Origin of the sequence: Pantoea sp. ACRSB, from assembly GCF_022346905.1 — a bacterium.
GTDB lineage: Bacteria > Pseudomonadota > Gammaproteobacteria > Enterobacterales > Enterobacteriaceae > Pantoea > Pantoea piersonii.
This window is the reverse complement of record NZ_JAKRNL010000005.1, coordinates 329,857-354,146: the sequence shown is the minus strand read 5'-3', so window position 1 is coordinate 354,146 and position 24,290 is coordinate 329,857. Positions and strand designations below refer to the sequence as shown.

General features: G+C 55.0%; 26 protein-coding genes, 5 tRNA genes and 1 other annotated feature. Of the genes, 7 read left to right on the top strand and 24 right to left on the bottom strand.

Translation table 11 applies throughout. The features are described from left to right. Positions 1-37 precede the first annotated feature (37 nt). The 3 genes from raiA (at position 38) to pheA (ending at position 1,775) form a co-directional block, all read left to right on the top strand. A complete protein-coding gene (gene raiA / locus MHZ89_RS16840) occupies positions 38-364 on the top strand; it encodes a ribosome-associated translation inhibitor RaiA (protein WP_311783950.1) in 327 nt (108 codons plus the stop codon). A 97-nt stretch (positions 365-461) separates the two neighbouring features. Further along, positions 462-586 (top strand) — a sequence feature (Phe leader region). Continuing rightward, positions 463-510 (top strand): pheA operon leader peptide PheL, encoded by a 48-nt coding sequence (gene pheL, locus MHZ89_RS16835; RefSeq protein ID WP_100279143.1) that lies wholly within the window; start codon positions 463-465, stop codon positions 508-510. It overlaps the preceding feature by 48 nt. A gap of 22 nt (positions 587-608) precedes the next feature. Beyond that, the gene (gene pheA / locus MHZ89_RS16830; protein WP_311783949.1) at positions 609-1,775 is read left to right on the top strand and encodes a bifunctional chorismate mutase/prephenate dehydratase; all 1,167 of its coding nucleotides are present in this window, start codon (positions 609-611) and stop codon (positions 1,773-1,775) included. A 30-nt stretch (positions 1,776-1,805) separates the two neighbouring features. On the opposite strand, the gene tyrA is transcribed toward pheA, so the two are convergent. Both tyrA and MHZ89_RS16820 read right to left on the bottom strand, forming a co-directional pair. Next, on the bottom strand, positions 1,806-2,927 hold the full coding sequence (tyrA, locus tag MHZ89_RS16825; RefSeq protein WP_311783948.1) for a bifunctional chorismate mutase/prephenate dehydrogenase: 1,122 nt from the start codon (positions 2,925-2,927) through the stop codon (positions 1,806-1,808). 6 nt (positions 2,928-2,933) lie between these two features. Then, the gene (locus tag MHZ89_RS16820) at positions 2,934-4,013 is read right to left on the bottom strand and encodes a 3-deoxy-7-phosphoheptulonate synthase (protein ID WP_311783947.1); all 1,080 of its coding nucleotides are present in this window, start codon (positions 4,011-4,013) and stop codon (positions 2,934-2,936) included. 286 nt (positions 4,014-4,299) lie between these two features. Here MHZ89_RS16820 and MHZ89_RS16815 point away from each other — a divergent pair, with 286 nt between their 5' ends. Continuing rightward, positions 4,300-4,839, top strand: a complete 540-nt coding sequence (locus MHZ89_RS16815; RefSeq protein WP_311783946.1) for a GNAT family N-acetyltransferase — start codon at positions 4,300-4,302, stop codon at positions 4,837-4,839. A 68-nt stretch (positions 4,840-4,907) separates the two neighbouring features. Here MHZ89_RS16815 and rplS read toward each other — a convergent pair whose 3' ends face one another. From rplS to ffh, 5 genes are all read right to left on the bottom strand, one after another. Then, entirely contained in the window at positions 4,908-5,255 is a 348-nt protein-coding gene (gene rplS, locus MHZ89_RS16810; RefSeq protein ID WP_033752010.1) for a 50S ribosomal protein L19, read from the bottom strand. 42 nt (positions 5,256-5,297) lie between these two features. Beyond that, positions 5,298-6,059 carry a tRNA (guanosine(37)-N1)-methyltransferase TrmD gene (gene trmD / locus MHZ89_RS16805; RefSeq protein ID WP_179256454.1) on the bottom strand — a complete coding sequence of 254 codons (762 nt, stop codon included), beginning with the start codon at positions 6,057-6,059 and terminating at the stop codon, positions 5,298-5,300. A 35-nt stretch (positions 6,060-6,094) separates the two neighbouring features. Continuing rightward, complete coding sequence (gene rimM / locus MHZ89_RS16800) at positions 6,095-6,643, bottom strand: ribosome maturation factor RimM (RefSeq protein ID WP_120454258.1); 549 nt, start codon at positions 6,641-6,643, stop codon at positions 6,095-6,097. 18 nt (positions 6,644-6,661) lie between these two features. Then, on the bottom strand, positions 6,662-6,910 hold the full coding sequence (rpsP, locus tag MHZ89_RS16795; protein WP_038624540.1) for a 30S ribosomal protein S16: 249 nt from the start codon (positions 6,908-6,910) through the stop codon (positions 6,662-6,664). A gap of 143 nt (positions 6,911-7,053) precedes the next feature. Continuing rightward, a complete protein-coding gene (gene ffh / locus MHZ89_RS16790; RefSeq protein WP_120454260.1) occupies positions 7,054-8,415 on the bottom strand; it encodes a signal recognition particle protein in 1,362 nt (453 codons plus the stop codon). 168 nt (positions 8,416-8,583) lie between these two features. Between ffh and MHZ89_RS16785 the strand changes: the two genes are divergently transcribed. Both MHZ89_RS16785 and MHZ89_RS16780 read left to right on the top strand, forming a co-directional pair. Next, on the top strand, positions 8,584-9,381 hold the full coding sequence (locus MHZ89_RS16785) for an inner membrane protein YpjD (RefSeq protein ID WP_120454263.1): 798 nt from the start codon (positions 8,584-8,586) through the stop codon (positions 9,379-9,381). A gap of 17 nt (positions 9,382-9,398) precedes the next feature. Continuing rightward, complete coding sequence (locus tag MHZ89_RS16780) at positions 9,399-10,685, top strand: HlyC/CorC family transporter (protein WP_120454266.1); 1,287 nt, start codon at positions 9,399-9,401, stop codon at positions 10,683-10,685. Between the two features lie 59 nt (positions 10,686-10,744). Here MHZ89_RS16780 and luxS read toward each other — a convergent pair whose 3' ends face one another. From luxS to tam, 15 genes are all read right to left on the bottom strand, one after another. Next, a complete protein-coding gene (gene luxS / locus MHZ89_RS16775; RefSeq protein ID WP_103794837.1) occupies positions 10,745-11,260 on the bottom strand; it encodes an S-ribosylhomocysteine lyase in 516 nt (171 codons plus the stop codon). 150 nt (positions 11,261-11,410) lie between these two features. Continuing rightward, positions 11,411-13,015: a glutamate--cysteine ligase gene (gene gshA / locus MHZ89_RS16770; protein ID WP_311783945.1), complete on the bottom strand. Its 1,605-nt coding sequence runs from the start codon at positions 13,013-13,015 to the stop codon at positions 11,411-11,413. A gap of 31 nt (positions 13,016-13,046) precedes the next feature. Next, a complete protein-coding gene (locus MHZ89_RS16765; protein ID WP_120454272.1) occupies positions 13,047-13,475 on the bottom strand; it encodes a YqaA family protein in 429 nt (142 codons plus the stop codon). Then, positions 13,472-14,038, bottom strand: a complete 567-nt coding sequence (gene yqaB / locus MHZ89_RS16760) for a fructose-1-phosphate/6-phosphogluconate phosphatase (RefSeq protein WP_311783944.1) — start codon at positions 14,036-14,038, stop codon at positions 13,472-13,474. Before yqaB ends, MHZ89_RS16765 begins: the two co-directional genes overlap by 4 nt. A gap of 313 nt (positions 14,039-14,351) precedes the next feature. Then, a tRNA-Arg gene (locus tag MHZ89_RS16755) sits at positions 14,352-14,428 on the bottom strand. A gap of 131 nt (positions 14,429-14,559) precedes the next feature. Then, a tRNA-Arg gene (locus tag MHZ89_RS16750) sits at positions 14,560-14,636 on the bottom strand. A 98-nt stretch (positions 14,637-14,734) separates the two neighbouring features. Further along, positions 14,735-14,811, bottom strand: a tRNA-Arg gene (locus tag MHZ89_RS16745). An 83-nt stretch (positions 14,812-14,894) separates the two neighbouring features. Continuing rightward, positions 14,895-14,971, bottom strand: a tRNA-Arg gene (locus tag MHZ89_RS16740). 9 nt (positions 14,972-14,980) lie between these two features. After that, positions 14,981-15,073: transfer RNA gene (locus MHZ89_RS16735), tRNA-Ser, on the bottom strand. Positions 15,074-15,357: 284 nt separating this feature from the next. Further along, complete coding sequence (csrA, locus tag MHZ89_RS16730) at positions 15,358-15,543, bottom strand: carbon storage regulator CsrA (protein ID WP_004155916.1); 186 nt, start codon at positions 15,541-15,543, stop codon at positions 15,358-15,360. Between the two features lie 250 nt (positions 15,544-15,793). Then, entirely contained in the window at positions 15,794-18,421 is a 2,628-nt protein-coding gene (gene alaS / locus MHZ89_RS16725; protein WP_311783943.1) for an alanine--tRNA ligase, read from the bottom strand. A 136-nt stretch (positions 18,422-18,557) separates the two neighbouring features. Continuing rightward, complete coding sequence (locus MHZ89_RS16720) at positions 18,558-19,070, bottom strand: regulatory protein RecX (protein WP_271152745.1); 513 nt, start codon at positions 19,068-19,070, stop codon at positions 18,558-18,560. Positions 19,071-19,180: 110 nt separating this feature from the next. Further along, a complete protein-coding gene (gene recA, locus MHZ89_RS16715; protein WP_311783942.1) occupies positions 19,181-20,254 on the bottom strand; it encodes a recombinase RecA in 1,074 nt (357 codons plus the stop codon). A gap of 95 nt (positions 20,255-20,349) precedes the next feature. Further along, positions 20,350-20,844 (bottom strand): nicotinamide-nucleotide amidase, encoded by a 495-nt coding sequence (pncC, locus tag MHZ89_RS16710; RefSeq protein ID WP_311783941.1) that lies wholly within the window; start codon positions 20,842-20,844, stop codon positions 20,350-20,352. A 105-nt stretch (positions 20,845-20,949) separates the two neighbouring features. Continuing rightward, a complete protein-coding gene (tam, locus tag MHZ89_RS16705) occupies positions 20,950-21,723 on the bottom strand; it encodes a trans-aconitate 2-methyltransferase (protein ID WP_311783940.1) in 774 nt (257 codons plus the stop codon). 142 nt (positions 21,724-21,865) lie between these two features. Between tam and MHZ89_RS16700 the strand changes: the two genes are divergently transcribed. Next, positions 21,866-22,753 (top strand): dihydrodipicolinate synthase family protein, encoded by an 888-nt coding sequence (locus tag MHZ89_RS16700; RefSeq protein WP_311783939.1) that lies wholly within the window; start codon positions 21,866-21,868, stop codon positions 22,751-22,753. A 33-nt stretch (positions 22,754-22,786) separates the two neighbouring features. Here the strand turns inward: MHZ89_RS16700 and MHZ89_RS16695 are convergent, their stop codons facing one another. Then, the gene (locus MHZ89_RS16695) at positions 22,787-23,125 is read right to left on the bottom strand and encodes a zinc ribbon domain-containing protein YjdM (protein WP_271152742.1); all 339 of its coding nucleotides are present in this window, start codon (positions 23,123-23,125) and stop codon (positions 22,787-22,789) included. A 76-nt stretch (positions 23,126-23,201) separates the two neighbouring features. Further along, on the bottom strand, positions 23,202-24,284 hold the full coding sequence (gene mltB / locus MHZ89_RS16690) for a lytic murein transglycosylase B (RefSeq protein ID WP_120454289.1): 1,083 nt from the start codon (positions 24,282-24,284) through the stop codon (positions 23,202-23,204). Between the last annotated feature and the right edge of the window lie 6 nt (positions 24,285-24,290).

Below are 24,290 nucleotides of genomic sequence, written 5' to 3'. Positions count from 1 at the left end.
GATCTACCCAGACGGAAAATGACAGAGAGGTAGACCTATGATTCTGAACATTACCAGCAAACAAATGGAAATCACCGCGGCTATCCGCGACCATGTCGAAGACCGTCTCGCCAAGCTGGAAAAATGGCAAGCTCATCTGATAAACCCGCACATCGTTCTGTCCAAAGCGCCGAAAGAATTCGTGGCCGACGCCACTATTAACACGCCAAACGGCACGCTGGTCGCCAGCGCTAAGCATGAGGATATGTATACGGCGATTAACGACCTTATCAGTAAGCTTGAGCGTCAGTTGAATAAGGTTCAGCACAAGCCAGAAGCCCGTCGGGCAGCGACCAGCGTTAAGACCATTACGCCAGCCGCTTAACTCTCCTGTTTTGACTAACGCGCCTGCGGGCGCGTTTTTTATTGACAGCCTTAAATCAGTGCGGGTACTCTCGAATCACTTTTTGAATGGAAATCATCATGAAACGTTTGCCGTTTTTCTTCGCTTTCTTTTTTACCTTCCCCTGACTGGGAGGCGATTCGTCGTGTGAAAAAGAAAGCGAAGACGAACAACAAAGCCTCCCAACCGGGAGGCTTTTTTATTGGACAGTTTACAGGTGAGCCCTATGAATCCCGACAATCCTTTACTGGCGCTGCGTGACAAAATCAGCGCCGTTGATGAAAAACTGCTGACGCTGCTGGCGGAACGCCGCGCGCTTGCCGTGAAGGTCGCCGAGGCGAAGCTAGCCACGCACCGGCCGATTCGCGATATTGAACGCGAGCGCGCGCTGCTGGAGCACCTGATCGTACTCGGTAAAAAACATCAGCTGGACGCGCATTATATTACGCGGCTGTTTCAGCAGATTATTGAGGATTCCGTCCTGACGCAGCAGGCTCTGCTGCAGAAAAACCTGAACCATGCGCACGCTCTGGCGGCACGCATCGCTTTCCTCGGTCCGAAAGGCTCCTATTCTCATCTGGCCGCACGTCAGTATGCCGCCCGCCATTTCGACAATATGATGGAGATCGGCTGCCTCAAGTTTCAGGACATCATTCGTCAGGTAGAAAATGGTCAGGCGGACTACGCAGTGCTGCCGATTGAAAATACCAGTTCCGGCTCGATTAATGACGTATACGATCTGCTGCAGCAGACCAGCCTCTCGATTGTTGGTGAACTGACTCAGCCCATCGAGCACTGCGTGCTGGTAACAGGCAACACCGATTTACAGCAGATTGAAACCGTCTACAGTCACCCGCAGCCTTTCCAGCAGTGCAGCCAGTTTATTAGTCGTTTCCCGCACTGGAAGATCGAATATACCGAGAGCACCGCCGCCGCAATGGAAAAAGTCGCGGCGCTGAATTCGCCGAAAGCGGCCGCACTGGGCAGCGAAGCGGGCGGCGAGCTTTATCATCTGCAGGTGCTGGAGCGCAATCTGGCGAACCAGCAGCAAAACCATACGCGCTTTATCGTTCTGGCTCGTAAAGCTATTGCGGTGTCCGATCAGGTTCCTGCAAAAACAACGCTGCTGATGGCGACCGGCCAGCAGGCAGGCGCACTGGTTGAAGCGCTGCTGGTGCTGCGCCAGCACAACCTGATTATGAGCAAGCTGGAGTCGCGCCCGATTAACGGCAATCCGTGGGAAGAGATGTTTTATATCGACGTGCAGGGCAATCTGGAATCCGACAGCATGCAGCAGGCGCTGCAGGAACTGAAAGGCCTGACCCGCATGCTGAAGGTGCTTGGCTGCTACCCCGGCGAGAATGTGGTCGCGGTGGAACCGCGCAGCGAATAAAAAAACGGCATCCCTGAGGATGCCATTTTTTTACGGTCGGCTGTCGTTAGCTGAGCGCAGCAGGCTACGGCTCTCAACCATAAAGCGTTTAGCATGATCGCCAAACCAGTTTTCAACGCGGTTGAAGCTGTCAATAAAGGCCTGCTTATTACCCTGCTCCAGCAGCGTAATCGCTTCACCAAAGCGCTGATAGTAGCGTTTGATCAGCGCCAGATTGCTTTCGGAAGACATAATAATGTCCGCGTAAAGCTGGGGATCCTGCGCAAACAGCCGCCCTACCATCGCCAGCTCCAGACGATAAATTGGCGAGGAGAGCGCCAGCAGCTGATCGAGGTTGACGTTCTCTTCCGCCAGATGCAGCCCATAAGCGAAGGTCGCGAAGTGACGCAGCGCCTGTATAAAAGCCATATTCTGGTCATGCTCTACTGCGCTGATACGATGCAGCCGCGCGCCCCATACCTGAATCTGCTCAAGGAACCACTGATAAGCCTCTGGCTGACGCCCGTCGCACCAGACCACAACCTGCTTCGCCAGGCTGCCGCTGTCCGGGCCAAACATAGGGTGCAGGCCGAGCACCGGGCCAGCGTGCGCCGCCAGCATCGCCTGCAGGGGACGATTCTTGACCGACGCCAGATCCACCAGGATACAGTCTTCCGGCAGCGTCGGCAGCTGCGCGATAACCTGTTCCGTAAGATGAATCGGTACGCTGATAATCACCATACCGGCATCGCTCAACAGCGACGCCGCCTGATCCCAGTCCTCTTTGTCCAGCGTCTTGACGCTGTAGCCCGACAGCCTCAGCATACGCGCAAACAGCGTGCCCATCTGACCTTTGCCGCCGACGATCACGACCGGGCGCAGCGCCGGGTTCAGCGTTTTAAAGCCTTTATCGTTCTCGCTGGTATAGGACTCGCGCATAACGCGGCGCAGTATGTCCTCAATCAGGTCAGGCGGGACGCCGAGTGCTTCCGCCTCTTTACGACGCGAAGCCAGCATAGAAGCTTCGCGCTCCGGCACATAGATGGGCAAGCCGTAACGGCTCTTTACTTCGCCCACTTCAGCTACCAGCTCCAGACGTTTTGCCAGCAAATCCAGCAGCGCCTTATCGACAGTATCAATTTGATCGCGCAGCGCGGTCAGTTCAGCCACCATTGCTCATTACACCTCGTGTGACAGACGCGCCGACAGCACTTCTTGCAGATCCTGATGCATGTCGCGCAGCAGGGTTTCGGTGGTTTCCCAGTTGATGCAGGCATCGGTAACGGAAACACCGTATTTCATTTCGCTGCGCGGCTGCTCGGAAGACTGATTGCCTTCGTTGATGTGGCTCTCCAGCATCAGGCCAATAATCGAGCGGTTGCCATCTTTGATCTGGGCAATCGCCGATTCAGCGACGCCAGGCTGGCGGCGGTAGTCTTTGTTAGAATTGCCATGGCTGCAATCTATCATCAAGGCCGGGCGCAGTCCCGCTTTGAGCATCTCTTTTTCACACTGCGCAACATCTTCCGGGCTGTAATTGGGCGCTTTACCGCCGCGCAGAATAACGTGACCGTCTGGATTGCCCTGCGTCTGCAGCAGGCATACCTGGCCTGCCTGGTTAATGCCGACAAAACGGTGCGGCATCGCGGCGGCACGCATAGCGTTAATCGCCGTCCCGAGGCTGCCGTCAGTGCCATTCTTGAAACCAACTGGCATCGAAAGCCCAGACGCCATTTCACGGTGAGTTTGCGACTCCGTGGTACGCGCGCCGATGGCTGACCAACTGAAAAGATCGCCGAGGTACTGCGGGCTGTTAGGATCGAGCGCTTCGGTAGCAAGCGGCAGCCCCATCTCTACCAGGTTCACCAGCAGCTGACGCGCAATATGCAGACCCGCTTCCATGTCAAAGGAGTTGTTCATATAGGGATCGTTGATCAACCCTTTCCAGCCGACGGTGGTGCGGGGTTTTTCAAAATAGACGCGCATAACGATATAGAGCTGATCCTTCAGCTGTTCAGAGAGATCTTTCAAACGACGAGCGTAGTCGAGAGCGGCTTCAGTATCGTGAATTGAACAGGGCCCACATACCACCAGCAAACGCGGATCGCGACCGGCGATAATGTCGGAAATCGTCTGGCGCGAAGCGGCGATCTGCGCCTCTTGGTGGGCATTAAGCGGAAATTTCGCTTTCAGCTCTTCCGGGGTGATTAAGATCTGTTCTTCAGCGATATGGACATTGTTCAGCGCGTCTTTTTGCATGGCTACGATCCTTTTTTCCTCGTTATGCGATTAATGATCCTCTGACAGGACAGGGAACACTTTATCACAGGACGTAAAACAAGCAATCCACCTATGTACACTTTTATTACCATTAAATTAATAACCCTCACCAACCATTATTAATATTCAATTAAAACAATATAATATATAAAAATCCTCATTTCAGCGGCCAACCAAAACGTAAAGTATTAATTACACTACGCCGCTGGCATTGTATTGGTTCGCCTGATACGCTCACCTTTATCGCTTCTTCATCGGATATTTTATGACGCCTGTTTCCTCTTCAGTACGGCTTCGTCCTTTCACCTGCGCAGATATTCCAGACTTTACTGCCGCCGTTAACGGCTCGCTGGATACGCTGCTGCCCTGGATGACATGGGCGCATCCTGATTATCAGCCCGAGGAGGCTGCCAGCTGGATCGCTTTTACGCAGCAGCAGAGAATAAAAGGCGAAGCGGAGGAGTTCGCGATCGTAGACGATCGAGATCGCTTACTCGGCGGGGCAGGGATCCGTTTCGCCCGTCAGCCGGGCCAGTTCGCTGCGCTGGGATATTGGGTGCGCAGCGATATGCAGCGACAGGGAGTCGCCAGTCGCGCCGTCGAGCTGTTGCTGGAAATGGGGTTTGCGCGACCTGAGATAAAGGTGATTGAGATCCTCGCCGCTGAGGAGAACCACGCCAGCCGCGCCGTAGCGGCGCGTTGCGGTGCGCGCTTTATTGATATGCGTTACGGCTTAATCATTCTGGAGAGCGGGCCGGTGAACACCGCTATTTATCACGTTCATCGCCCTGAAATGCAGAGATAAAAAAAGGGGCTGGCATCACGCCAACCCCTTGTTTGCTATTAACTTTTAGATGTCGCGTTAGCGATACCTTAGTTAAGACGCTCTTTGATACGAGCTGACTTACCAGTACGCTCACGCAGGTAGTACAGTTTGGCTTTACGCACAGCACCACGGCGTTTGACAGAAATGCTGTCGATGACCGGAGAGTGAGTCTGGAAGACACGCTCAACGCCTTCGCCGTTAGAAATCTTACGAACAGTGAATGCAGAGTGCAGACCGCGGTTACGGATAGCGATAACCACGCCCTCGAATGCCTGCAGACGTTTCTTAGAACCTTCAACGACCCATACTTTCACTTCCACGGAATCACCCGGGCGGAAGGAAGGTACGTCCTGTTTCATCTGCTCTTGTTCAATTTGCTTGATAATGTTGCTCATAATTAAATCTCTTATCCTGGGTAAACTGATAGTCGCGGGAGATTACTCTGCCGCCTCATCGTTTTGTTGCTGATGTTCCCGCTGGAACGCTTTCAGCAACCTTGCTTGCTCTTCAGTCAGAGCCAGGTTTTCCAGAAGTTCAGGTCTTCTTAGCCAGGTCCGGCCCAGCGACTGTTTCAGACGCCAACGGCGAATCTCTGCATGGTTGCCAGACAGCAGAACTGTCGGTACCTCCATGCCTTCCAGCACTTCAGGTCGGGTATAGTGCGGGCAGTCCAGCAAACCGTCAGAGAACGAATCCTCATCGGCCGACGCCTGTTTGCCCAGTACGCCTGGAATTAACCGGGCTACTGAATCAATCATCGTCATGGCTGGCAGCTCACCGCCGCTAAGCACGTAATCACCGATTGACCATTCTTCATCAATTTCGGTTTGAATAACGCGCTCATCAATACCTTCGTAGCGGCCGCAGACCAGAATTAACTTCTGCTGCGTCGCCAGTTCGCAAACGCCCTGTTGGTCGAGTTTGCGCCCCTGAGGTGACAGATAGATCACCCTGGCCCCTTCCCCCGCCGCCGCTTTCGCTGCGTGGATCGCATCCCGTAAGGGCTGCACCATCATCAGCATTCCCGGTCCGCCGCCGTATGGACGATCGTCCACCGTACGGTGCCGGTCGTGAGCAAAGTCGCGAGGACTCCAGCTCTCGATGCTGAGCAGGCCATTTTTTACTGCCCGGCCAGTTACCCCGTAATCGGTAATTGCGCGAAACATCTCTGGAAAAAGGCTAATAACACCAATCCACATCGTTTTCGCCGTTACGTTACCTTGCGATTCGGAGATCAAAAACCAGGATCCCAGTCTACTTCAATGACGCCAGTAGCGAGATCGACTTTCTTGATAACCTGTTCATCAAGAAACGGTATTAACCGCTCCTTCACACCGAACGCATCTTTCAGGTTTGCCTTTACGACGAGTACGTCGTTCGAGCCGGTCTCCATCATATCGATGACTTTGCCCATCTCGTAACCGTCAACGTTGACTACCTGGCAACCCATAAGGTCTTTCCAGTAGTAATCGCCGTCGTTCAGCTCCGGCAGCTGCGCCGAGTCGACCGTAATTTCGCAATTGGTCAACTGCGTCGCCGCGTCCCGATCGTCAATGCCTTTGACTTTGATGATCAGGTCCTGATTGTGATGCCGCCAACTTTCTAGCTCAACCTGCTGCCATTTACCGGCGCGCTGAATGAACCAGGGTTGGTAGTCGAAGATACTTTCGGCCGCTTCGGTGGAGGAAAACACTTTGAGCCAGCCACGAATGCCGTAGGCAGCACCCATTTTCCCCAACACGAGGGGCTTAACGGGAGGCTGTGCGGCAAGTTCTTTGCTCATGCTCACCACCGTGACAGATTAAGCTGCTTTTTTTGCTTCTTTGATCAGCGCGTTAACGCGATCTGAAAGCGTTGCGCCCTGGCCAACCCAGTGCTCGATGCGGTCCAGGTCCAGACGCAGAGTTTCAGCCTGACCAGAAGCGATCGGGTTGAAGAAGCCTACGCGCTCGATGAAGCGACCGTTACGTGCATTGCGGCTGTCAGTAACGACGACCTGATAGAACGGACGCTTTTTCGCGCCGTGACGTGCCAAACGAATTGTTACCATAACATCCTCTTAAGTTAATAAAACAACCGGGCCCCATCGAGGAACGGGGCCCGGGTGCTGTATAAAAAGCCCGAAAATTTTACTCATTTCGGCGCAAAAAGCAACCTGTGAGCGCAACCTTTCGGGCTTTTATTGCCGAACGCTTAGCGTCCGGGGAATCCTGGGGGCATCATGCCTTTCATGCTGCGCATCATTTTCGCCATGCCGCCCTTCTTCATTTTCTTCATCATGCGCTGCATATCGTCGAACTGCTTAAGTAAGCGGTTAACGTCCTGCACCTGCATGCCAGCGCCGGTGGCGATGCGACGCTTGCGCGAGCCTTTGATAATCTCCGGCTTTTCACGCTCTTTGCGCGTCATGGAGTTGATAATCGCCTCCATACGCACCAGCACCTTGTCGTCCATCTGCGACTTCACGTTGTCCGGCAGCTGGCCCATGCCCGGCAGTTTGCCCATCAGGCTCGCCATGCCGCCCATATTGCGCATCTGCTTGAGCTGCTCAAGAAAGTCGTTGAGGTCGAAGCCGTCGCCGGTTTTAAGCTTCTTAGCCAGCTTCTCCGCCTGATCGCGGTCAACCTTGCTCTCGATATCCTCAATCAGCGACAGCACGTCACCCATGCCGAGGATACGTGAGGCGATACGATCGGGATAGAACGGCTCCAGCGCTTCGGTCTTCTCGCCGACGCCCATAAACTTGATAGGCTTGCCGGTAATGTGACGAATCGACAGCGCCGCACCGCCGCGCGCGTCGCCGTCCACTTTCGTCAGGATCACGCCGGTCAGCGGCAGCGCTTCGTTAAAGGCTTTCGCCGTGTTCGCCGCATCCTGACCGGTCATGGCGTCGACAACAAACAGCGTCTCTACCGGATTAATCGCGGCATGTACCTGTTTGATCTCGTCCATCATCGCTTCGTCGACGTGCAGACGACCCGCGGTATCCACCAGCAGTACGTCGTAGAACTGCAGCTTCGCTTCTTTCAGCGCGTTCTTAACGATGTCGACCGGCTTCTGGCTGAGGTCGGACGGGCAAAAATCGACGCCGACCTGCTGCGCCAGCGTTTCAAGCTGTTTGATCGCCGCCGGGCGATAAACGTCCGCAGAGACAACCAGCACTTTCTTCTTGTGCTTCTCACGCAGGAATTTACCCAGTTTGCCGACGCTGGTGGTTTTACCCGCACCCTGCAGACCCGCCATCAGCACCACGGCCGGCGGCTGCGCGGCCAGGTTAAGCGCGTTATTCTCGTCGCCCATCGCCGTAACCAGCTCGTTGCGGACGATCTTGATGAACTCCTGACCCGGCGTCAGGCTTTTGTTAACATCGTGACCCACCGCGCTCTCTTTGACGCGGTTGATAAAGTCACGCACGACCGGCAGCGCAACGTCCGCTTCCAGCAGCGCCATACGCACTTCGCGCAGCGTGTCTTTAATATTGTCTTCTGTCAGCCTTCCGCGGCCGCTGATATTGCGCAGGGTTTGCGACAAACGATCGGTTAAATTATCAAACATTCTCTCTCACTCAGAAAAAATCGCGAGGCGCCTGATCGGCATAATGCGGCGGATTATAACACGAAGCTGCAACGATCTCTGCTATTGCTCCTTAGATCGGTTGGAGGCGGCTTCTGCTGGCGCTATACTGCCCTTTTCCTTTCATCTGACTGATACCTGTAAGGATCTATGTCCGTTTTCTCGCTTCTGGCGCTGTTCGCCTACTCTCTGAGTCTCGCACTGATTATTCCCAGCCTGTTGAAACGTAACAGTGGATGGCGGCGAATGGCGGTGCTTTCCGCCTGCGTCGCGCTGGTGGCGCATGCCGTGGCGCTGCAGCAGCGGATATTTGCCGTCGACAGCGGGCAGAATCTCAGCCTGCTCAATATCGGTTCGCTGGTCAGCCTGCTTATCTGCGCCATTATGACGATTGTCGCCTCGCGCAATCGCGGCTGGCTACTGCTGCCTATCGTCTACAGCTTTGCGCTGATCAATCTGGCGTTCGCCACCTTTGTGCCCAACGCCTTTATCACCCATCTTGAAACCACGCCGGGCATGATGATCCATATCGGCCTGTCGCTGTTCGCCTATGCGACGCTGATCATCGCAGCGCTTTATGCGCTGCAGCTGGCGTGGATCGACTATCAGCTCAAGAACAAAAAGCTGGCCTTTACCCAGGATATGCCGCCGCTGTTGAGCATTGAGCGTAAAATGTTTCATATCACCCAGATCGGCGTAGTGCTGCTGACGCTGGTGCTCTGCACCGGCCTGTTTTATATGCATAACCTGTTCAGCGCCGAGAACGTCGATAAAGCGGTGCTCTCTATTCTGGCCTGGTTCGTCTATATCGTTTTGCTCTGGGGACACTATCATGAAGGCTGGCGCGGACGTCGCGTAGTGTGGTTCAACTGCGGCGGCGCGCTGCTGTTGACTATGGCCTACTTCGGCAGTCGTATCTTACAGCACCTGCTGACTCACTCGTCTTAATAAAAGGAACTCCCGCGTTGGAACATGTTTCAACCACCACATTGATTATCACGCTGGTCGTCATGGTACTGGTGTCCGCCTGGTTCGCCGGGTCCGAAACCGGCATGATGACGCTTAACCGCTATAAGCTGCGTCATCAGGCCAAAAACGGCCAGCGCAGCGCGCGCCGGGTCGAAGGCCTGCTGCGCCGTCCCGATCGCCTGCTGAGCCTGGTGCTGATCGGCAATAACCTGGTGAATATTCTCGCCTCGTCGCTGGCGACCATCGTTGGCATGCGCCTCTATGGCGATGCTGGCGTGGCGATCGCGACCGGTATCCTGACCTTTGTCGTGCTGGTGTTTGCCGAAGTGCTGCCGAAAACCATCGCCGCGCTCTACCCAGAGAAGGTCGCTTATCCCAGCAGTTTTCTACTGGTGCCGCTGCAGTACATCATGCTGCCGATCGTCTGGCTGCTGAACACCATTACCCGCCTGCTGATGCGTATGGTCGGCATCAAAACCGAGAGCGCCAGCAACTCGGCGCTGAGCAAAGAGGAGCTGCGTACCATCGTTTATGAGTCGCGCAGCCTGATGTCGCGTCGCAATCAGGACATGCTGCTTTCAGTGCTCGATCTGGAGAAAGTGAGCGTTGACGACATTATGGTGCCGCGCAACGATATCGTCGGCATCAATATCAACGACGACTGGAAATCGGTGATGCGCCAGCTCAGCCATTCGCCTCATGGTCGCATCGTGCTGTTCCGCGACTCGCTGGACGACTGCGTCGGCATGCTGCGCGTGCGTGAAGCCTGGCGCACCATGACGGAGAAAAAAGAGTTTAATAAAGAGACGCTGCTGCGGGCGGCCGATGAGATTTACTACGTGCCGGAAGGTACGCCGCTAAATATCCAGCTAGTTAAATTCCAGCGCAACAAGAAGAAAGTCGGTCTGGTGGTGGATGAGTATGGCGACATCAAAGGCCTGGTGACCATTGAGGATATCCTGGAAGAGATCGTCGGCGACTTCACCACGTCTATGTCGCCAACGCTGGCGGAAGAGGTGATGCCGCAAAATGATGGTTCGGTGCTGGTGGAAGGCAGCGCTAACGTGCGTGAAATCAATAAGGCCTTTAACTGGCATCTGCCAGAGCAGGAAGCGCGCACCATTAACGGCATGCTGCTGGAGGCGCTGGAGGAGATCCCCGAGATCAACACCCGCGTCGAGCTGTCGAACTACGCCGTTGATATTCTCGACGTACAGGACAATATGGTGAAGCAGGTGCGCATTACGCCGCGCACGCCGCTTAAAACCTCTATCGGCTCCTGACGCCCGCCCATAAAAAACGCCGCAACGATGCGGCGTTTTTTTTGCTGCGCGTGCAACGACTAGATATGCAGCTCTTGCAGCTTCTCTTGCGGCAGCTTCAGATCTTCATTGCGGTTTACGCCGATGTCATGCGCCAGTACGTTGCGCGCAATCTGCTGCGCTTCATCCAGCGAATGCAGCTTATAACTACCGCACTGATATTCGTTCAGCTCAGGGATCTGATTCTGGTCTTTCACCTTCAGAACATCTTCCATTGCCCCTTTCCACGCGCTGGCGACGCGCTGCTCGTCCGGCGTGCCGATCAGGCTCATATAGAAACCGGTACGGCAACCCATCGGCGAGATATCCACGATTTCTACGCCGTCGCCGTTAAGATGGTTGCGCATAAAGCCCGCAAACAGATGCTCAAGCGTATGAATGCCGCGCTCGGTCAGGATCTCTTTGTTGGGACGGCAGAAACGCAGGTCAAAAACGGTGATGGTATCGCCATGGGGAGTTTTCATGGTCTTCGCAACACGCACTGCGGGCGCGGCCATAATGGTATGGTCAACGGTAAAACTGTCCAGTAGTGGCATACGTCACCTCCTGTTTTGAGAATTTTTTTATAAACGATGAAACTTTTCTGTTCGCCCAGCGTCTGAATATATGAAAGACGCGCATTTGTTATCATCATCCCTGACAACAGAGATGTTAATTTGGCCACATTGATGTGGCCTTTTTCTTTTCTAACCTTCGCGACTGGCAAGATAAGCTTCAAAATCGAGCGCATCTTCCTCTTCCAGCTTTTTCTGCGCCGCAACTGACTCGAGCGCCTGACGCGTAAAATCTTCTTCGCTTACGACTTCCAGCGGCTCTTCGCACAGCATATGACGATACTGTTCCGCCAGGGCGATGCCGGTACCGGTCACGCCGTTCTCTTTTATCGCCTGCAGTATGCGCGCCGAATAGGTTAGCTCAGGATCGTCAAAGGATGCCACCAGTTGATCGCAAACCTGTTGATATTGCGTGCTGCCCTGATTACTGTCGAGCACTTCCGCCACGCGATGCAGATCGGCGAACAGCGCTTTACCTACCTCAACCAGCGGATGTTCGGTTTCGCTACAGCCGACCGAAATCATCTGATTCGGCTTGCGCCCTTCCAGCACGACGCGGTTCCAGTTTTTACGGCTACACAGCAGTTCATCGGCGCTCATTTCCGGCGCATCGGCCAGAGTACACCAGATCAGGAAAAGATCGAGGAAACGCACCTGGTTCGCGTCGACGCCGACAGCTGAGAACGGATTAATGTCGAGCGAGCGCACTTCAATATATTCGATACCGCCGCGCAGCAGCGCATCGGAGGGCGCTTCGCCAGAACGCGTAACGCGCTTCGGACGGATCGGGGCATAAAGCTCATTTTCAATCTGCAGAACGTTGGTGTTGAGCTGCAGCCAGTTGCCCTCCGCGTCTTTCGTGCCCATCGCGGCGTACTCTTCAGACGGGGTTTTGATAGCGGCTTTTAATGCCTTAACGTAGCCTTCAAGCGAGTTAAAGGTAATACCGAGGCCGCTCTGCGATTTATTGGTGTAGCCAAGGTCGCTAAGACGCAGCGAGGTCGCATAGGGCAGCCACAGTGAATCTTTGCCGTCGGTTTCAAACGGCAGCTTGCTTTCGCGTCCCTGCAGGAAGCTGGAGCTGATTGCCGGCGAGGCGCCGAACAGATAGGGAATGACCCAGCCGAAACGATAGTAGTTGCGGATCAGGCGCAGGTAACCGGCAGAAATCGTCTCTTTTCCGCTCTCGGCGTCTTTAACGTCCGCCCACTCTTGCCAGAAGCTCAGCGGCAGCGAGAAGTTATAGTGAATGCCGGAGATCGTCTGCATCAGGGCGCCGTAGCGGTTTTTCAGCCCCTGACGATAGAGCGTCTTCATGCGGCCAATATTGGAACTGCCGTACTGCGCCAGCTCAATGCGATCGGCATCGTCAATCAGGCAAGGCATACTAAAAGGCCACATGCGCTCATCAGCCAGCTCTCGCGCCACATGGCGATGAATATCGCGCAGGAATGCCAGCATATGGTCGATGTTTTGATCTACCGGCGTGATAAATTCCAGCAGCGTCTCTGCGAAATCGGTGGTAATCCAGTCATGCTTCAGCGCCGATCCCAGAGAATCGGGATGACGGCTTTCAGCCAGATGACCATCAGGCTTCACGCGCAGCGTTTCGCGTTCAATGCCGCGACCAATACCTTTCAAGGCATTGGGATGCGCCTCCAGCCAGGAGAGCGCTTTAGATACGTCCGGGATCACATTAACCTCCCGCTGGGACAGTAATTTATTTTTGTTCAGCATAATGTTAACCCTAGCCTCGAATCTGTGCGAATCAATGCCACCATTGCAAACCCTGTAAGGTGGCGGTCGCGATAACGATATAACGCAGCGTTTTCCCGACGGCGAGAAACACCAGGACCGGAAGCCAGGCAAAGCGCAACCAGCCTGCGAGCACGCAGAGCAGGTCGCCGATAACCGGTAGCCAGCTCAGCAGCAGCGCTGCAGGTCCCATTCGGTGCAACCACGTTATTGCTGTGTCATGCCATCGCCCCTGCCGTTTCAACGGCAGTAAGCGACCAAGAAAAATATTAGTGATGCCGCCCAGCGTATTACCCACTGATGCAGCGACAATCAATCCATAAACGGACGCCTTTTTGGCGACCAGTAATGCAATCAGCAGCGCCTCAGAACTTCCTGGTAGCAGGGTTGCGCTGAGAAAACTGCTGCCAAACAGAGAAGCAAGCGCCAGAACGTCACTCACAGCAAGCGCACATCAACCACATCCATACCGGCCGCTTTCGCCGCCTGCACGCCAAAATCGGCGTCTTCGAACACCACACAGCGCGTTGGAGCGACACCCATCAGCGCTGCACAGCGTAAAAACGTATCGGGTTCAGGTTTATGACGCTCGACATCATCGGCGCCTACTACGGCTGTGAAGAGGTCACGGACGCCCAGCTGCTTGAGCAGCGCATCCGCCATGCTGTGTTCGCTTCCGGTGCCGACCGCCATTGGACGCCGGCCATGCCAGGCCTTCACCACCTCCATCAGTGGAAGCGGTCGAACGTTATCCAGCAGCATGGCTTTAACCGCCGCGGTTTTTTCAGCGGCGAGCTGATACGGATCGAGAGAGGAGTGGTTTTTTTCGATAATAAATTGCGCGAGCCGCCAGGTGGGCGCGCCGTTGAAACCAACCATTTGCGATTCGTCTAACGTCAGCTCATATCGTCCCAGTACCTGATGCCACGCTTTTCGATGTGTCGGCTCGGTATCCAGGATCGTGCCGTCCATATCGAAAATCAGTGCGTCATATTGATCGTACATCCCCACTCCGGACACTCAACAAATGTGCCCTTACTTTAGCGTAATGCGGACAGGTTGTCGCCAGGTGGCATGAACAGCAAATGCTTTGAAAGCATTAGCATTTTTTCTTTTCAGAAAAAGGTGATCGGGCGGTGCCGGGCGTAATTGCCGGAAATTTCAGTAGGTTTGGGTTTTGTCAGAGCGGCGAATGGTAAGCGCGCAAGGAGAATAAGCGTGTTGTAAAAAGGATTTCGCGAAGAAGGTTTATCGGGGAGAAATGCTCGGCTTTCGCCTCGCCATATCAGTTCGCGCTCTTTTTGCGTAACTGAAGAGATGGTGCATCCGGGAGGATTCGAACCTCCGACCGCTCGGTTCGTAGCCGAGTACTCTATCCAGCTGAGCTACGGATGCATTGAGAAATCGTCTTGCAGGGGTAAAACTTTTTCATATCCAGAGACAGGGTGCATCCAGAAGGATAATCGTACTGTCAGGCAATGTGTCATGCCATAACCGTTCGAGGCACTCTTTCGTATCTGAAGAGATGGTGCATCCGGGAGGATTCGAACCTCCGACCGCTCGGTTCGTAGCCGAGTACTCTATCCAGCTGAGCTACGGATGCATTGAGAAATCGTTTTGCAGGGGGATAAATCAGACAACCAGGAAGTGCCAGGAATTAACGCATCTCGCTTTGAGGTGCCTTGCCCATATCCTGAGATATGGTGCATCCGGGAGGATTCGAACCTCCGACCGCTCGGTTCGTAGCCGAGTACTCTATCCAGCTGAGCTACGGATGCATAAATAATTCTTGTACAACGCAGGGTGCTAACAACTCACCGAGAAAGGAACGACTCTTTCACTTACTTTCGCATTTTCCAGATGGTGCATCCGGGAGGATTCGAACCTCCGACCGCTCGGTTCGTAGCCGAGTACTCTATCCAGCTGAGCTACGGATGCATCAGAAAATGGCGGTGAGGCGGGGATTCGAACCCCGGATGCAGCTTTTGACCGCATACTCCCTTAGCAGGGGAGCGCCTTCAGCCTCTCGGCCACCTCACCTTACGCGTTCTTGCGAACTGTGCTTCTGAACTTTGTTTCCGCTCATCGGCACTGCGTGGCGCACATATTACTTTCCCGCATTTATAAGTCAAACAATTTTTCCCACCGCCTGATCGTTTGCACAAATGACGCTCAATTGGGGCAATTTGCCGACAAAAAGAGTGATTTATCAACAGTAAAAGCAGGCAAGCGGGAAAATAATCAGAAGAAACGAAGCGGGAAAAAAGAGAAGAAGTGTGGGAAAGCGGTCGCGCCTCGCAAAAAACTGCGAGGCGCTGAATCCGTTAGTAACTCGTTTGCTGAGTTTTTTCGGCCTGAATGCGCTGATAAATCTCTTCGCGATGCACTGAGACCTCTTTTGGCGCGTTCACACCGATACGAACCTGGTTACCTTTCACTCCCAGCACCGTTACAGTCACCTCATCGCCAATCATGAGGGTTTCACCAACTCGACGAGTTAGAATAAGCATTCTTTGCTCCTTGAAAGATTAAAAGAGTCGGGCTCTGTTCGGGCTCCCGGCATTATCCATCATTTAACGCTGAACATTGACTATGACAAATACACCAATGTACGTCGCTACGCCAATACATTCCGCTGATAGTTAGTTTAGCCGAAATACACTACATCGACCTGACTTTGTCATTACCTGATGCACATCGTATTAAAAAGCGCCGGAACTTCAGTTCCTGGCGCTTTTCACGATGCATTGTTCTAGTTTGCTACAGGCGACTGTTGACCCAGCTTTCAACGCCCGCCAGCGCGCCTTTCAGCGCCTGCGCATCGGTACCGCCAGCCTGCGCCATATCTGGACGCCCGCCGCCTTTACCGCCGACCTGCTGCGCCAGCTCGCCCACCAGCTCGCCCGCTTTTACACGGTCAGTCAAATCTTTAGTCACGCCCGCGATTAACGACACTTTTCCTTCCGCTACGGTCGCCAGCACAATCACCGCCGAACCCAGCTGGTTCTTCAGATCGTCAACCATGGTGCGCAACATTTTCGGCTCAACGTTGCTCAGCTCGCTTACCAGCAGCTTCGCGCCCTTGATGTCGATCGCCTTGCTGCTCAGCGAAGCGCTTTCAAGCGCAGCCTGCTGATCGCGCAGCTGCTGCAGCTCTTTCTCCAGCGCACGTACGTGATCGACCAGACCGCGCACTTTGTCATTCAGATTGCTGCTATTGGCTTTCACCAGCTGAGCGATCTCATTTAGCTGGCTGCTTTGCGCATAAACCTGCGCCAGCGCACCCTCACCGGTTACAGCTTCAATACGACGTACGCCTGCGGCAGTACCGGACTCGCTCAGAATGCGGAACAGGCCGATATCGCCAGTACGCGCTGCGTGCGTGCCGCCGCACAGCTCGATAGAGAAATCACCCATGGTCAGCACGCGCACGCGCTGATCGTATTTCTCGCCGAACAGCGCCATCGCACCCTTGCCTTTGGCCGCGTCAATATCCATCACGTCGGTTTCAACCAGCAGGTTGCGACGAATCTGCGCGTTGACGATCTCTTCGACCTGATGAATTTCCTGCGGTTTCATCGCTTCGAAATGTGAGAAGTCGAAACGCAGGTATTTATCGTTGACCAGAGAGCCTTTCTGCGCCACATGTTCGCCAAGAACCTGACGCAGCGCCGCGTGCAGCAGATGCGTTGCGGAGTGGTTCAGACGAATGCGCGCGCGGCGCGCTTCATCAACCTGCGCCTCAACGCGATCGCTGATACGCAGATGACCAGCCGTCAGCTTACCGATATGGCCAATAGCCTGACCATATTTTTGTGTATCCTGAACGTTAAATTCAGCATTCTTCCCTTTCAGCAGGCCCGTATCGCCTACCTGCCCGCCAGATTCACCGTAAAATGGCGTTTCGTCCAGCACCACGACCGCTTCCTGTCCCGCAGCAACCTCTTCTACCGCGACGCCGTCAACGTAGATCGCCTTAACGGTAGCCGTCAGGTCAAGCTGGTCATAGCCTTTAAACGCTGAAGCCGCGTCGATACTGATGACGTTGCTGTAGTCAGCGCCGAAACCGCTCGCCTCGCGTGCGCGCTGGCGCTGCTGTTCCATGGCTTTTTCAAAGCCCGCTTCGTCAATTTTCAGGTTACGCTCACGGCAGACGTCGGCCGTCAGGTCAACCGGGAAGCCAAAGGTATCGTAAAGACGGAAAACGGTCTCGCCATCCAGCGTATCGCCCTGCAGTTTCGCCAGTTCGTCGTCCAGCAGCGTCAAACCGCGCTCCAGCGTTTTAGCGAACTGCTCTTCTTCGGTCTTGAGTACGTTTTCTACCTGGCTCTGCTGACGCTTCAGATCTTCGCCCGCGGCGCCCATCACCTCAACCAGTGGCGCAACCAGCTTGTAGAAGAATGCCTCTTTCGCACCCAGCATATTGCCGTGACGAACCGCGCGACGAATGATGCGGCGCAGCACGTAACCACGGTTTTCGTTAGACGGAATAACGCCGTCGGCGATCAGGAAGGCGCAAGAGCGGATATGGTCGGCAATAACGCGCAGCGATTTATTGCTGAGATCGGTCGCGCCGGTCACTTCCGCTACCGCTTTGATCAGTTTTGCGAACAGATCAATTTCATAGTTGGAATTGACGTGCTGCAGCACAGCGGAGATACGCTCCAGTCCCATGCCGGTATCAACCGACGGCTTCGGCAGCGGCAGCATAGTGCCGTCCGGCTGACGGTTGAACTGCATAAAGACGATATTCCAGATCTCTATATAGCGATCGCCATCTTCTTCCGGGCTTCCCGGCGGGCCGCCCCAGATATGATCGCCATGATCGTAGAAAATTTCGCTGCAGGGGCCACAAGGGCCGGTATCGCCCATCTGCCAGAAGTTGTCAGAGGCGTAAGCGCTGCCTTTGTTGTCGCCAATACGAATAATGCGCTCGCGCGGAACGCCGATATCGTTGGCCCAGATGTCGTAGGCTTCGTCATCAGTTTCATAGACGGTAACCCACAGACGCTCTTTCGGCAGAGCGAACCAGGTTTCTCCCGTCAGCAGTTCCCAGGCATAAGCAATCGCCTCTTTCTTGAAATAGTCGCCGAAGCTGAAGTTGCCCAGCATTTCAAAGAAAGTGTGGTGACGTGCGGTATAGCCGACGTTTTCCAGATCGTTGTGCTTGCCACCGGCGCGCACACAGCGCTGCGACGTGGTCGCACGCGAATAGTCGCGCTTGTCCTGGCCGAGGAAGACATCCTTAAACTGGACCATACCGGCGTTGGTGAACAGCAGCGTCGGGTCGTTATTCGGTACGAGGGAGCTGCTGGCTACAACCTGATGTCCCTTGCTATGGAAAAAGTCGAGAAACGCTTGACGGATCTCAGCAGTGCTCTTGCTCATATATATCCTGGAATCACGCTAACGAAAGTTCCGTTCTGTCAGACAAGCCGCATCCGCGCAGCTTTCCGTTCAGTGGAACAAAAAAGTGGGAATAAGATAAATTTTCTTCACAGGGAAGTAAAACCCCGCGCGGCTTTCAGTCGTCAAAATTTCTGAAAACGGCCTGAATATCCTCCATGAAAAAGCCTTTTGACTGCAAATAACGCTGAACTTTCGCTTTGGCCTTCCACTCCGTTGGCAAAGGGAGGCCAAATTTGCGCTCCGCCAGCTGTGCGGCGCAGGCGCTCCAGTCAATTTCACAGGCTTCCATGGCGATATCAATTTCAGGGCGTGCCACGCCTTTCTGTCCCAGCTCCAGCCGGATGCGCTGCGGGCCATATCCTTTACGGCTGCGGCTCTGGATAAAACGTTCGGTAAAGCGTGCCTCATTGAGCCAGCCATTTTCCTGACACCAGCCGATTACCTTATCCAGCTGCGCGTCGGTGATGATTTCCGGTTCACTCTGCTGGATAAAGGCCGCGCGCTGCACTGACTGCTGTAGTTTTCTGCGCAGCTCCGCTTCACTGTGATCGCGCTGCGCCAGAATGCGCATAGCGCGATCGAGCAGACGTGGAAAAGGGATTTCCCTGGGTTGCGGTTGTTCAGACATAGGACTCACCTTGCTCAATCAGAAGGGAATTATGGCGGCAGAACGGAGAGGAAAGAAAGAGAGGGTTGCTAAAACGAAAAACGGGAGTGGTTGCCCACTCCCGCACAGGGTTAGAAGTCTTCGTTCGTCTCGCTGGCTGCATCTTCCAGCGCGTCTGCTGGCGCTTCAGCAGCACCCGCTTCTGCTGCTGCGCTGTTCAGCAGCATATCGCGCAGTTTCACATCCAGTTCGTTAGCGATTGCCGGATTTTCCTTAAGGAAATTGGTGGCGTTCGCTTTACCCTGACCAATCTTGTCGCCGTTATAGCTGTACCAGGCACCGGCTTTTTCGACCAGCTTGTACTTCACGCCCAGGTCTACCAGCTCACCGAAGGTGTTGATGCCTTCGCCGTACATGATCTGGAACTCAGCCTGCTTAAACGGCGCGGCGATTTTGTTCTTCACCACTTTAACGCGGGTTTCGCTACCAACCACTTCGTCGCCCTCTTTAATCGCGCCGATACGGCGGATATCAAGACGAACGGAAGCGTAGAACTTCAGCGCGTTACCACCGGTAGTGGTTTCCGGGTTACCAAACATCACGCCAATTTTCATACGGATCTGGTTGATAAAGATCAGCAGCGTGTTGGACTGCTTCAGGTTACCCGCCAGCTTACGCATCGCCTGGCTCATCATACGCGCCGCAAGGCCCATATGAGAGTCGCCGATTTCACCTTCGATTTCCGCTTTCGGCGTCAGCGCCGCTACGGAGTCGACGATGATAACGTCTACTGCGCCTGAACGCGCCAGCGCGTCACAAATCTCCAGCGCCTGCTCGCCGGTATCGGGCTGTGAACAGAGCAGATTGTCGATGTCAACGCCGAGCTTTTTCGCGTAAACCGGATCCAGCGCATGTTCAGCATCGATAAAGGCACAGGTTTTGCCTTTGCGCTGCGCTGCGGCAATAACCTGCAGCGTCAGGGTGGTTTTACCGGAAGATTCCGGTCCATAAATCTCGACGATACGGCCCATCGGCAAACCGCCGGCGCCCAGCGCGATATCCAGTGAAAGCGAACCGGTAGAAATAGTTTCTACGTCCATTGAGCGGTCTTCACCCAGACGCATGATGGAGCCTTTACCGAATTGCTTTTCAATCTGGCCCAGCGCAGCAGCTAAAGCCTTCTGTTTGTTTTCGTCAATTGCCATTTCTACTCCTGACTCATACGGGGGTAAGCACGCTACAAATGCCTGCTCGCTTTCTGTTGCTGCTAATTATACTGTATAGTCATACAGTATCAAGCTTAATTTGCCAAAAAATCGTCCTGTAATGTCTGCAGCGCGAACGCCACGGACTGACGACGAACCGCCTCGCGATCCCCTTGAAATTGCTGGCGTTTAGCGGTCACTACACCATCCGGCGCAGCGAAGCCGAACCACACGGTGCCGACCGGTTTTCCCGCGCTGCCGCCGTCCGGCCCGGCAATGCCGCTGACCGACACCGCATAGTCCGCCTGCGCGGCATGCTGCGCGCCCTGCGCCATCTCGCGCACTACAGCCTCGCTCACCGCGCCATACTGCGCAAGCGAAGCCGCTGAGACGCCCACCAGCTCCTGCTTGGCGCCGTTGCTGTAAGTAACGAAACCGCGTTCAAACCAGGCGGAGCTGCCGCTGATATCGGTAAACACCTTAGCGATCCAGCCGCCCGTACAGGATTCAGCGCAGGTAACCGTCGCGCTTTTCGCCTTGAGACGCTCGCCGACTGCCGCGCTCAGACGCTGTAATTCCAGGTCATTCATAGCATCTCATCCTTTCTGCTCAGTAAAGAGAACATGGTGCAGAAGCAGAGCATTTTCAACCCATCCGGCATAAAGCCTGCCGCCTTTGCGCATCATCTCTCAGCGTTACGACGCCTTTTTCACCGCTACGATAAAAAGACGTGGGAAAGCCAGCAAAATGCGACCGTCGGCGCGTGGCATATAAGCCTGCTGCAGCGCCTGACGATACTGTTCCAGAAAGCGCGGCTGCTCGTCAGGCTCAAGCGCATTGAGAAACGGCCGCAGCCCGGTCGCTTTCAGCCAGTCGACGATCGCCTGCGCATCCGCCATGATGTGGTAGTAGGTGGTGCGCCAGAGATCCACCACGCAGCCCGCCTGTGCCAGAAGATCGTAATAGCGCTCGCCGCTAAGCAACTTTTTACGCTCCACCTCGCCGATACGCTGACGCCAGGGATCGCACGCGGCGATTTCACGCATCAGGCGATGCGTAGGCTCCTGCAGGTTATCCGGCATCTGTATCGCCAGCGCGCCGCCGCTATCCAGCTGACTCGCCAGATGCGGCAATAGCCTGTCGTGCTCGTCAAGCCACTGCAGCGAGGCATTGGCATAAATCACCTGCTGCGGCTCTGTCGCCCGCCAGCGCCGGATATCCTCTTTGAAAAACGTGCAGCCAGGCAGCCTTTCACGCGCCTGCGCCAGCATCGCCTCTGAACTGTCCAGCCCGTAAATCTGCGCGTCAGGCCAGGCGCGCGCCAGCAGCTCAGTGCTGTTGCCCGGACCGCATCCGAGATCCGTGGCGAAGCGCACATCGGTAACGGGTATGCGCGCCAGCAGTTCCTGCGCAGGTCGCGTTCTTTCAGATTCGAATTGCCGATAGAGTTGAGGATTCCAGTCCTGCATATTTGACCTCTGCGTTAGCTCAAAAGCGTGTCCGAAGCGGAAAAATGCGATGCGTTGCCCAATTTTGCGCGCCGCGGTGGCAAGCAGTCACGCTGCGCATTAAGTTAAAACAACGTTTCATTTTTCACATTCAGGAGCGTTTATGATCTCGCAACCCGCATTTTCCGGCGTATGGTGCCCCTCCGTTACGCCTTTTACGCAACAAGGGCAGCCAGATATTGATGCGCTGGGTTGCCACTTCGCCCGACTGAACACGTCAGGCATTAATACCTTACTGCTGATGGGCAGCATTGGCGAATTTGCCTCCCTGACGCAGCAGGAACGTTTGCTGCTTATTCGTGAAGCGCGCCAGCTCTCGCCGCTCAGCATGGTCGCCAATATCTCCAGCACCTGCGTACCGGATATGCTGGAGCTGGCCGAGGCGGCATGGAAAAACAATTTTGACGCGGTGATGGTGCTGCCGCCCTATTACTATGGGCAAACCTCACGTCAGCTACTGAGCTATTTCCGCGAGCTGGATAAGCGCATCGGCGGTAAATGGTTCGCCTACAATTTTCCGGCGCGCACCGGCTGCGATCTCAGCCCGGCGCTTGTCAGCGAGCTGGCGGCAGAGCTGCCTGGCTTTATCGGCATAAAAGATACGGTTGACTCCCTGTCGCACAACCGCGCGCTGATTGAGGAGACCAAAAAGGTACGCGACGATTTCGCCGTTCTTTCGGGCTATGACGAATATCTGGTACCAAACCTGCTGGCTGGCGGGGCGGGCGTAATTTCAGGCCTGAACAATATCGTGCCGGAGTTGTTCGCAGCGGCAATGGCGGCGTGGCGCGAGCAGGATCTGGCGGCGCTGGCGACTATTCAGCAGCGTATCGGCAGGATGATGGCGATTTACGCCATCGGAGAGGATTTTGTCACGACTATCAAAACCGCGGTGTCGCGCCGTTTTGATTCTATGACCAGCCAGTCGCGCAATTATGGCGGCGCGCTTAGCGCTGAACAGTGCGAGGCGCTCGACCGGCTGTTTGAATAAGAGATGGATGCGGGTGCAGCGCGCCCGCTTGTTTTATCCGCGTTTGACAAACTCCGACTTTAGCTTCATCGGGCCGAAGCCTTCGATCTTGCAGTCGATATTATGATCGCCTTCCACCAGACGGATCCCCTTAACGCGCGTGCCGATTTTCAGCGTGGAGGAGCTACCCTTCACTTTGAGATCTTTAACGACGGTCACCGTGTCGCCATCCTCAAGCAGATTGCCGTTGGCGTCGCGCACCACCAGGCGATCCACGTTGCTTTCACCTTCGTTCAGCGACCAGATATGACCGCAGGCGGGACAGTTAAGATTGTCGCCATCCTGCCAGCTGTAATCAGCCTGACAAAGGGGACACGCGGGAAGTGATTGCATAACGGCTCCTGAAACAACAGATATGATGACGCTGAGGGGCGCCATCATATCCCCTTACTGTTGCTAAGGACAACTGTCAGAACATGGCGCCGCTGCGCGCTTTGCTGACCGCCTCGCCCAGTTGCCATACCGCCATCGCATAGTGGGTGCTGTGGTTGTAGCGGGTAATAACGTAGAAGTTAGGCAAGCCGTACCAGTACTGGTAGCTGGTGCCCATATCCAGGCGCAGCAGGCTGACCTGGTTATTACCGTCCAGAGAACCCTGCGGAGAGAGGCCAGATGCCGCCAGCATTTGCGGCGTGTAGCTGGTTTTGAAACCGTTCTCCAGCAGCGGCGCCTGACCGCTGGCCGGAACAGCTACGCCCTCCCCGCTGCGCCAGCCATGCTCTTTAAAGTAGTGCGCGACGCTGCCGATGGCGTCTACCGGATCCCACAGATTGACGTGGCCGTCGCCGTTAAAATCCACGGCATACTGCTGATAGGAAGAAGGCATAAACTGGCCGTAGCCCATCGCGCCGGCGAACGATCCTTTCAGATCGAGCGGATCGTCCTCTTCGTTGCGTGCCATCAGCAGGAAGGTTTCCAGTTCGCTGCTGAAGTAGCTGGCGCGGCGCGGGTAGTTAAACGAGAGCGTGGCGAGCGCATCCAGAATACGCGTTTTACCCATTACGCGCCCCCAGCGCGTCTCTACGCCGATAATGCCGACGATAATCTCCGGCGGCACGCCATACACCTGCTGAGCGCGCGTTAAGGCATCCTGATACTGGTTCCAGAAGGCGACGCCGTTTTGTACGTTGTCCGGCGTAATGAACTGCTTGCGATAGCGGATCCACGCGCCGTTAGGCCCGGCTGGTGGCGTATAGGCGGGCGCCTGGCGATCCATCAGACGCAACACGTAATCCAGCCTTTTGGCCTGCCCGATAACGGCGTGCAGCTGCTGGCGGTCGAAGCCATGCTTCTTCACCATCTGGTCGATAAACTGTTCGGCGGCCGGATTCCCGGCAAAGTCGCCCAGCACAGGCTGTACGGCGTGGGACTGTTCAAGCAGAAAGCCCCCTTTCGGCGCGGCCAGCGTTGCGGCCTGCGTCGCGGATTCAGGTTTACTGCTGCAGGCGGCAAGTAGGGCAATAAGCGGAAATAAGCTGATCTTAAAACGCATTTGATA

What these genes read in the sequence shown, in the direction of transcription:
- raiA (WP_311783950.1), top strand. Translation starts at nt 38, where the DNA reads ATGATTCTGAACATTACCAGCAAACAAATGGAAATCACCGCGGCTATC.
- mltB (WP_120454289.1), bottom strand. Translation starts at nt 24,284, where the DNA reads ATGCGTTTTAAGATCAGCTTATTTCCGCTTATTGCCCTACTTGCCGCC.
- gshA (WP_311783945.1), bottom strand. Translation starts at nt 13,015, where the DNA reads ATGCTGAACAAAAATAAATTACTGTCCCAGCGGGAGGTTAATGTGATC.
- rimM (WP_120454258.1), bottom strand. Translation starts at nt 6,643, where the DNA reads ATGAGCAAAGAACTTGCCGCACAGCCTCCCGTTAAGCCCCTCGTGTTG.
- MHZ89_RS16720 (WP_271152745.1), bottom strand. Translation starts at nt 19,070, where the DNA reads ATGTCTGAACAACCGCAACCCAGGGAAATCCCTTTTCCACGTCTGCTC.
- csrA (WP_004155916.1), bottom strand. Translation starts at nt 15,543, where the DNA reads ATGCTTATTCTAACTCGTCGAGTTGGTGAAACCCTCATGATTGGCGAT.
- MHZ89_RS16700 (WP_311783939.1), top strand. Translation starts at nt 21,866, where the DNA reads ATGATCTCGCAACCCGCATTTTCCGGCGTATGGTGCCCCTCCGTTACG.
- pheA (WP_311783949.1), top strand. Translation starts at nt 609, where the DNA reads ATGAATCCCGACAATCCTTTACTGGCGCTGCGTGACAAAATCAGCGCC.
- pncC (WP_311783941.1), bottom strand. Translation starts at nt 20,844, where the DNA reads ATGAATGACCTGGAATTACAGCGTCTGAGCGCGGCAGTCGGCGAGCGT.
- trmD (WP_179256454.1), bottom strand. Translation starts at nt 6,059, where the DNA reads ATGTGGATTGGTGTTATTAGCCTTTTTCCAGAGATGTTTCGCGCAATT.
- tam (WP_311783940.1), bottom strand. Translation starts at nt 21,723, where the DNA reads ATGCAGGACTGGAATCCTCAACTCTATCGGCAATTCGAATCTGAAAGA.
- rplS (WP_033752010.1), bottom strand. Translation starts at nt 5,255, where the DNA reads ATGAGCAACATTATCAAGCAAATTGAACAAGAGCAGATGAAACAGGAC.
- alaS (WP_311783943.1), bottom strand. Translation starts at nt 18,421, where the DNA reads ATGAGCAAGAGCACTGCTGAGATCCGTCAAGCGTTTCTCGACTTTTTC.
- MHZ89_RS16785 (WP_120454263.1), top strand. Translation starts at nt 8,584, where the DNA reads ATGTCCGTTTTCTCGCTTCTGGCGCTGTTCGCCTACTCTCTGAGTCTC.
- luxS (WP_103794837.1), bottom strand. Translation starts at nt 11,260, where the DNA reads ATGCCACTACTGGACAGTTTTACCGTTGACCATACCATTATGGCCGCG.
- yqaB (WP_311783944.1), bottom strand. Translation starts at nt 14,038, where the DNA reads ATGTACGATCAATATGACGCACTGATTTTCGATATGGACGGCACGATC.
- recA (WP_311783942.1), bottom strand. Translation starts at nt 20,254, where the DNA reads ATGGCAATTGACGAAAACAAACAGAAGGCTTTAGCTGCTGCGCTGGGC.
- MHZ89_RS16815 (WP_311783946.1), top strand. Translation starts at nt 4,300, where the DNA reads ATGACGCCTGTTTCCTCTTCAGTACGGCTTCGTCCTTTCACCTGCGCA.
- ffh (WP_120454260.1), bottom strand. Translation starts at nt 8,415, where the DNA reads ATGTTTGATAATTTAACCGATCGTTTGTCGCAAACCCTGCGCAATATC.
- MHZ89_RS16820 (WP_311783947.1), bottom strand. Translation starts at nt 4,013, where the DNA reads ATGCAAAAAGACGCGCTGAACAATGTCCATATCGCTGAAGAACAGATC.
- MHZ89_RS16695 (WP_271152742.1), bottom strand. Translation starts at nt 23,125, where the DNA reads ATGCAATCACTTCCCGCGTGTCCCCTTTGTCAGGCTGATTACAGCTGG.
- tyrA (WP_311783948.1), bottom strand. Translation starts at nt 2,927, where the DNA reads ATGGTGGCTGAACTGACCGCGCTGCGCGATCAAATTGATACTGTCGAT.
- rpsP (WP_038624540.1), bottom strand. Translation starts at nt 6,910, where the DNA reads ATGGTAACAATTCGTTTGGCACGTCACGGCGCGAAAAAGCGTCCGTTC.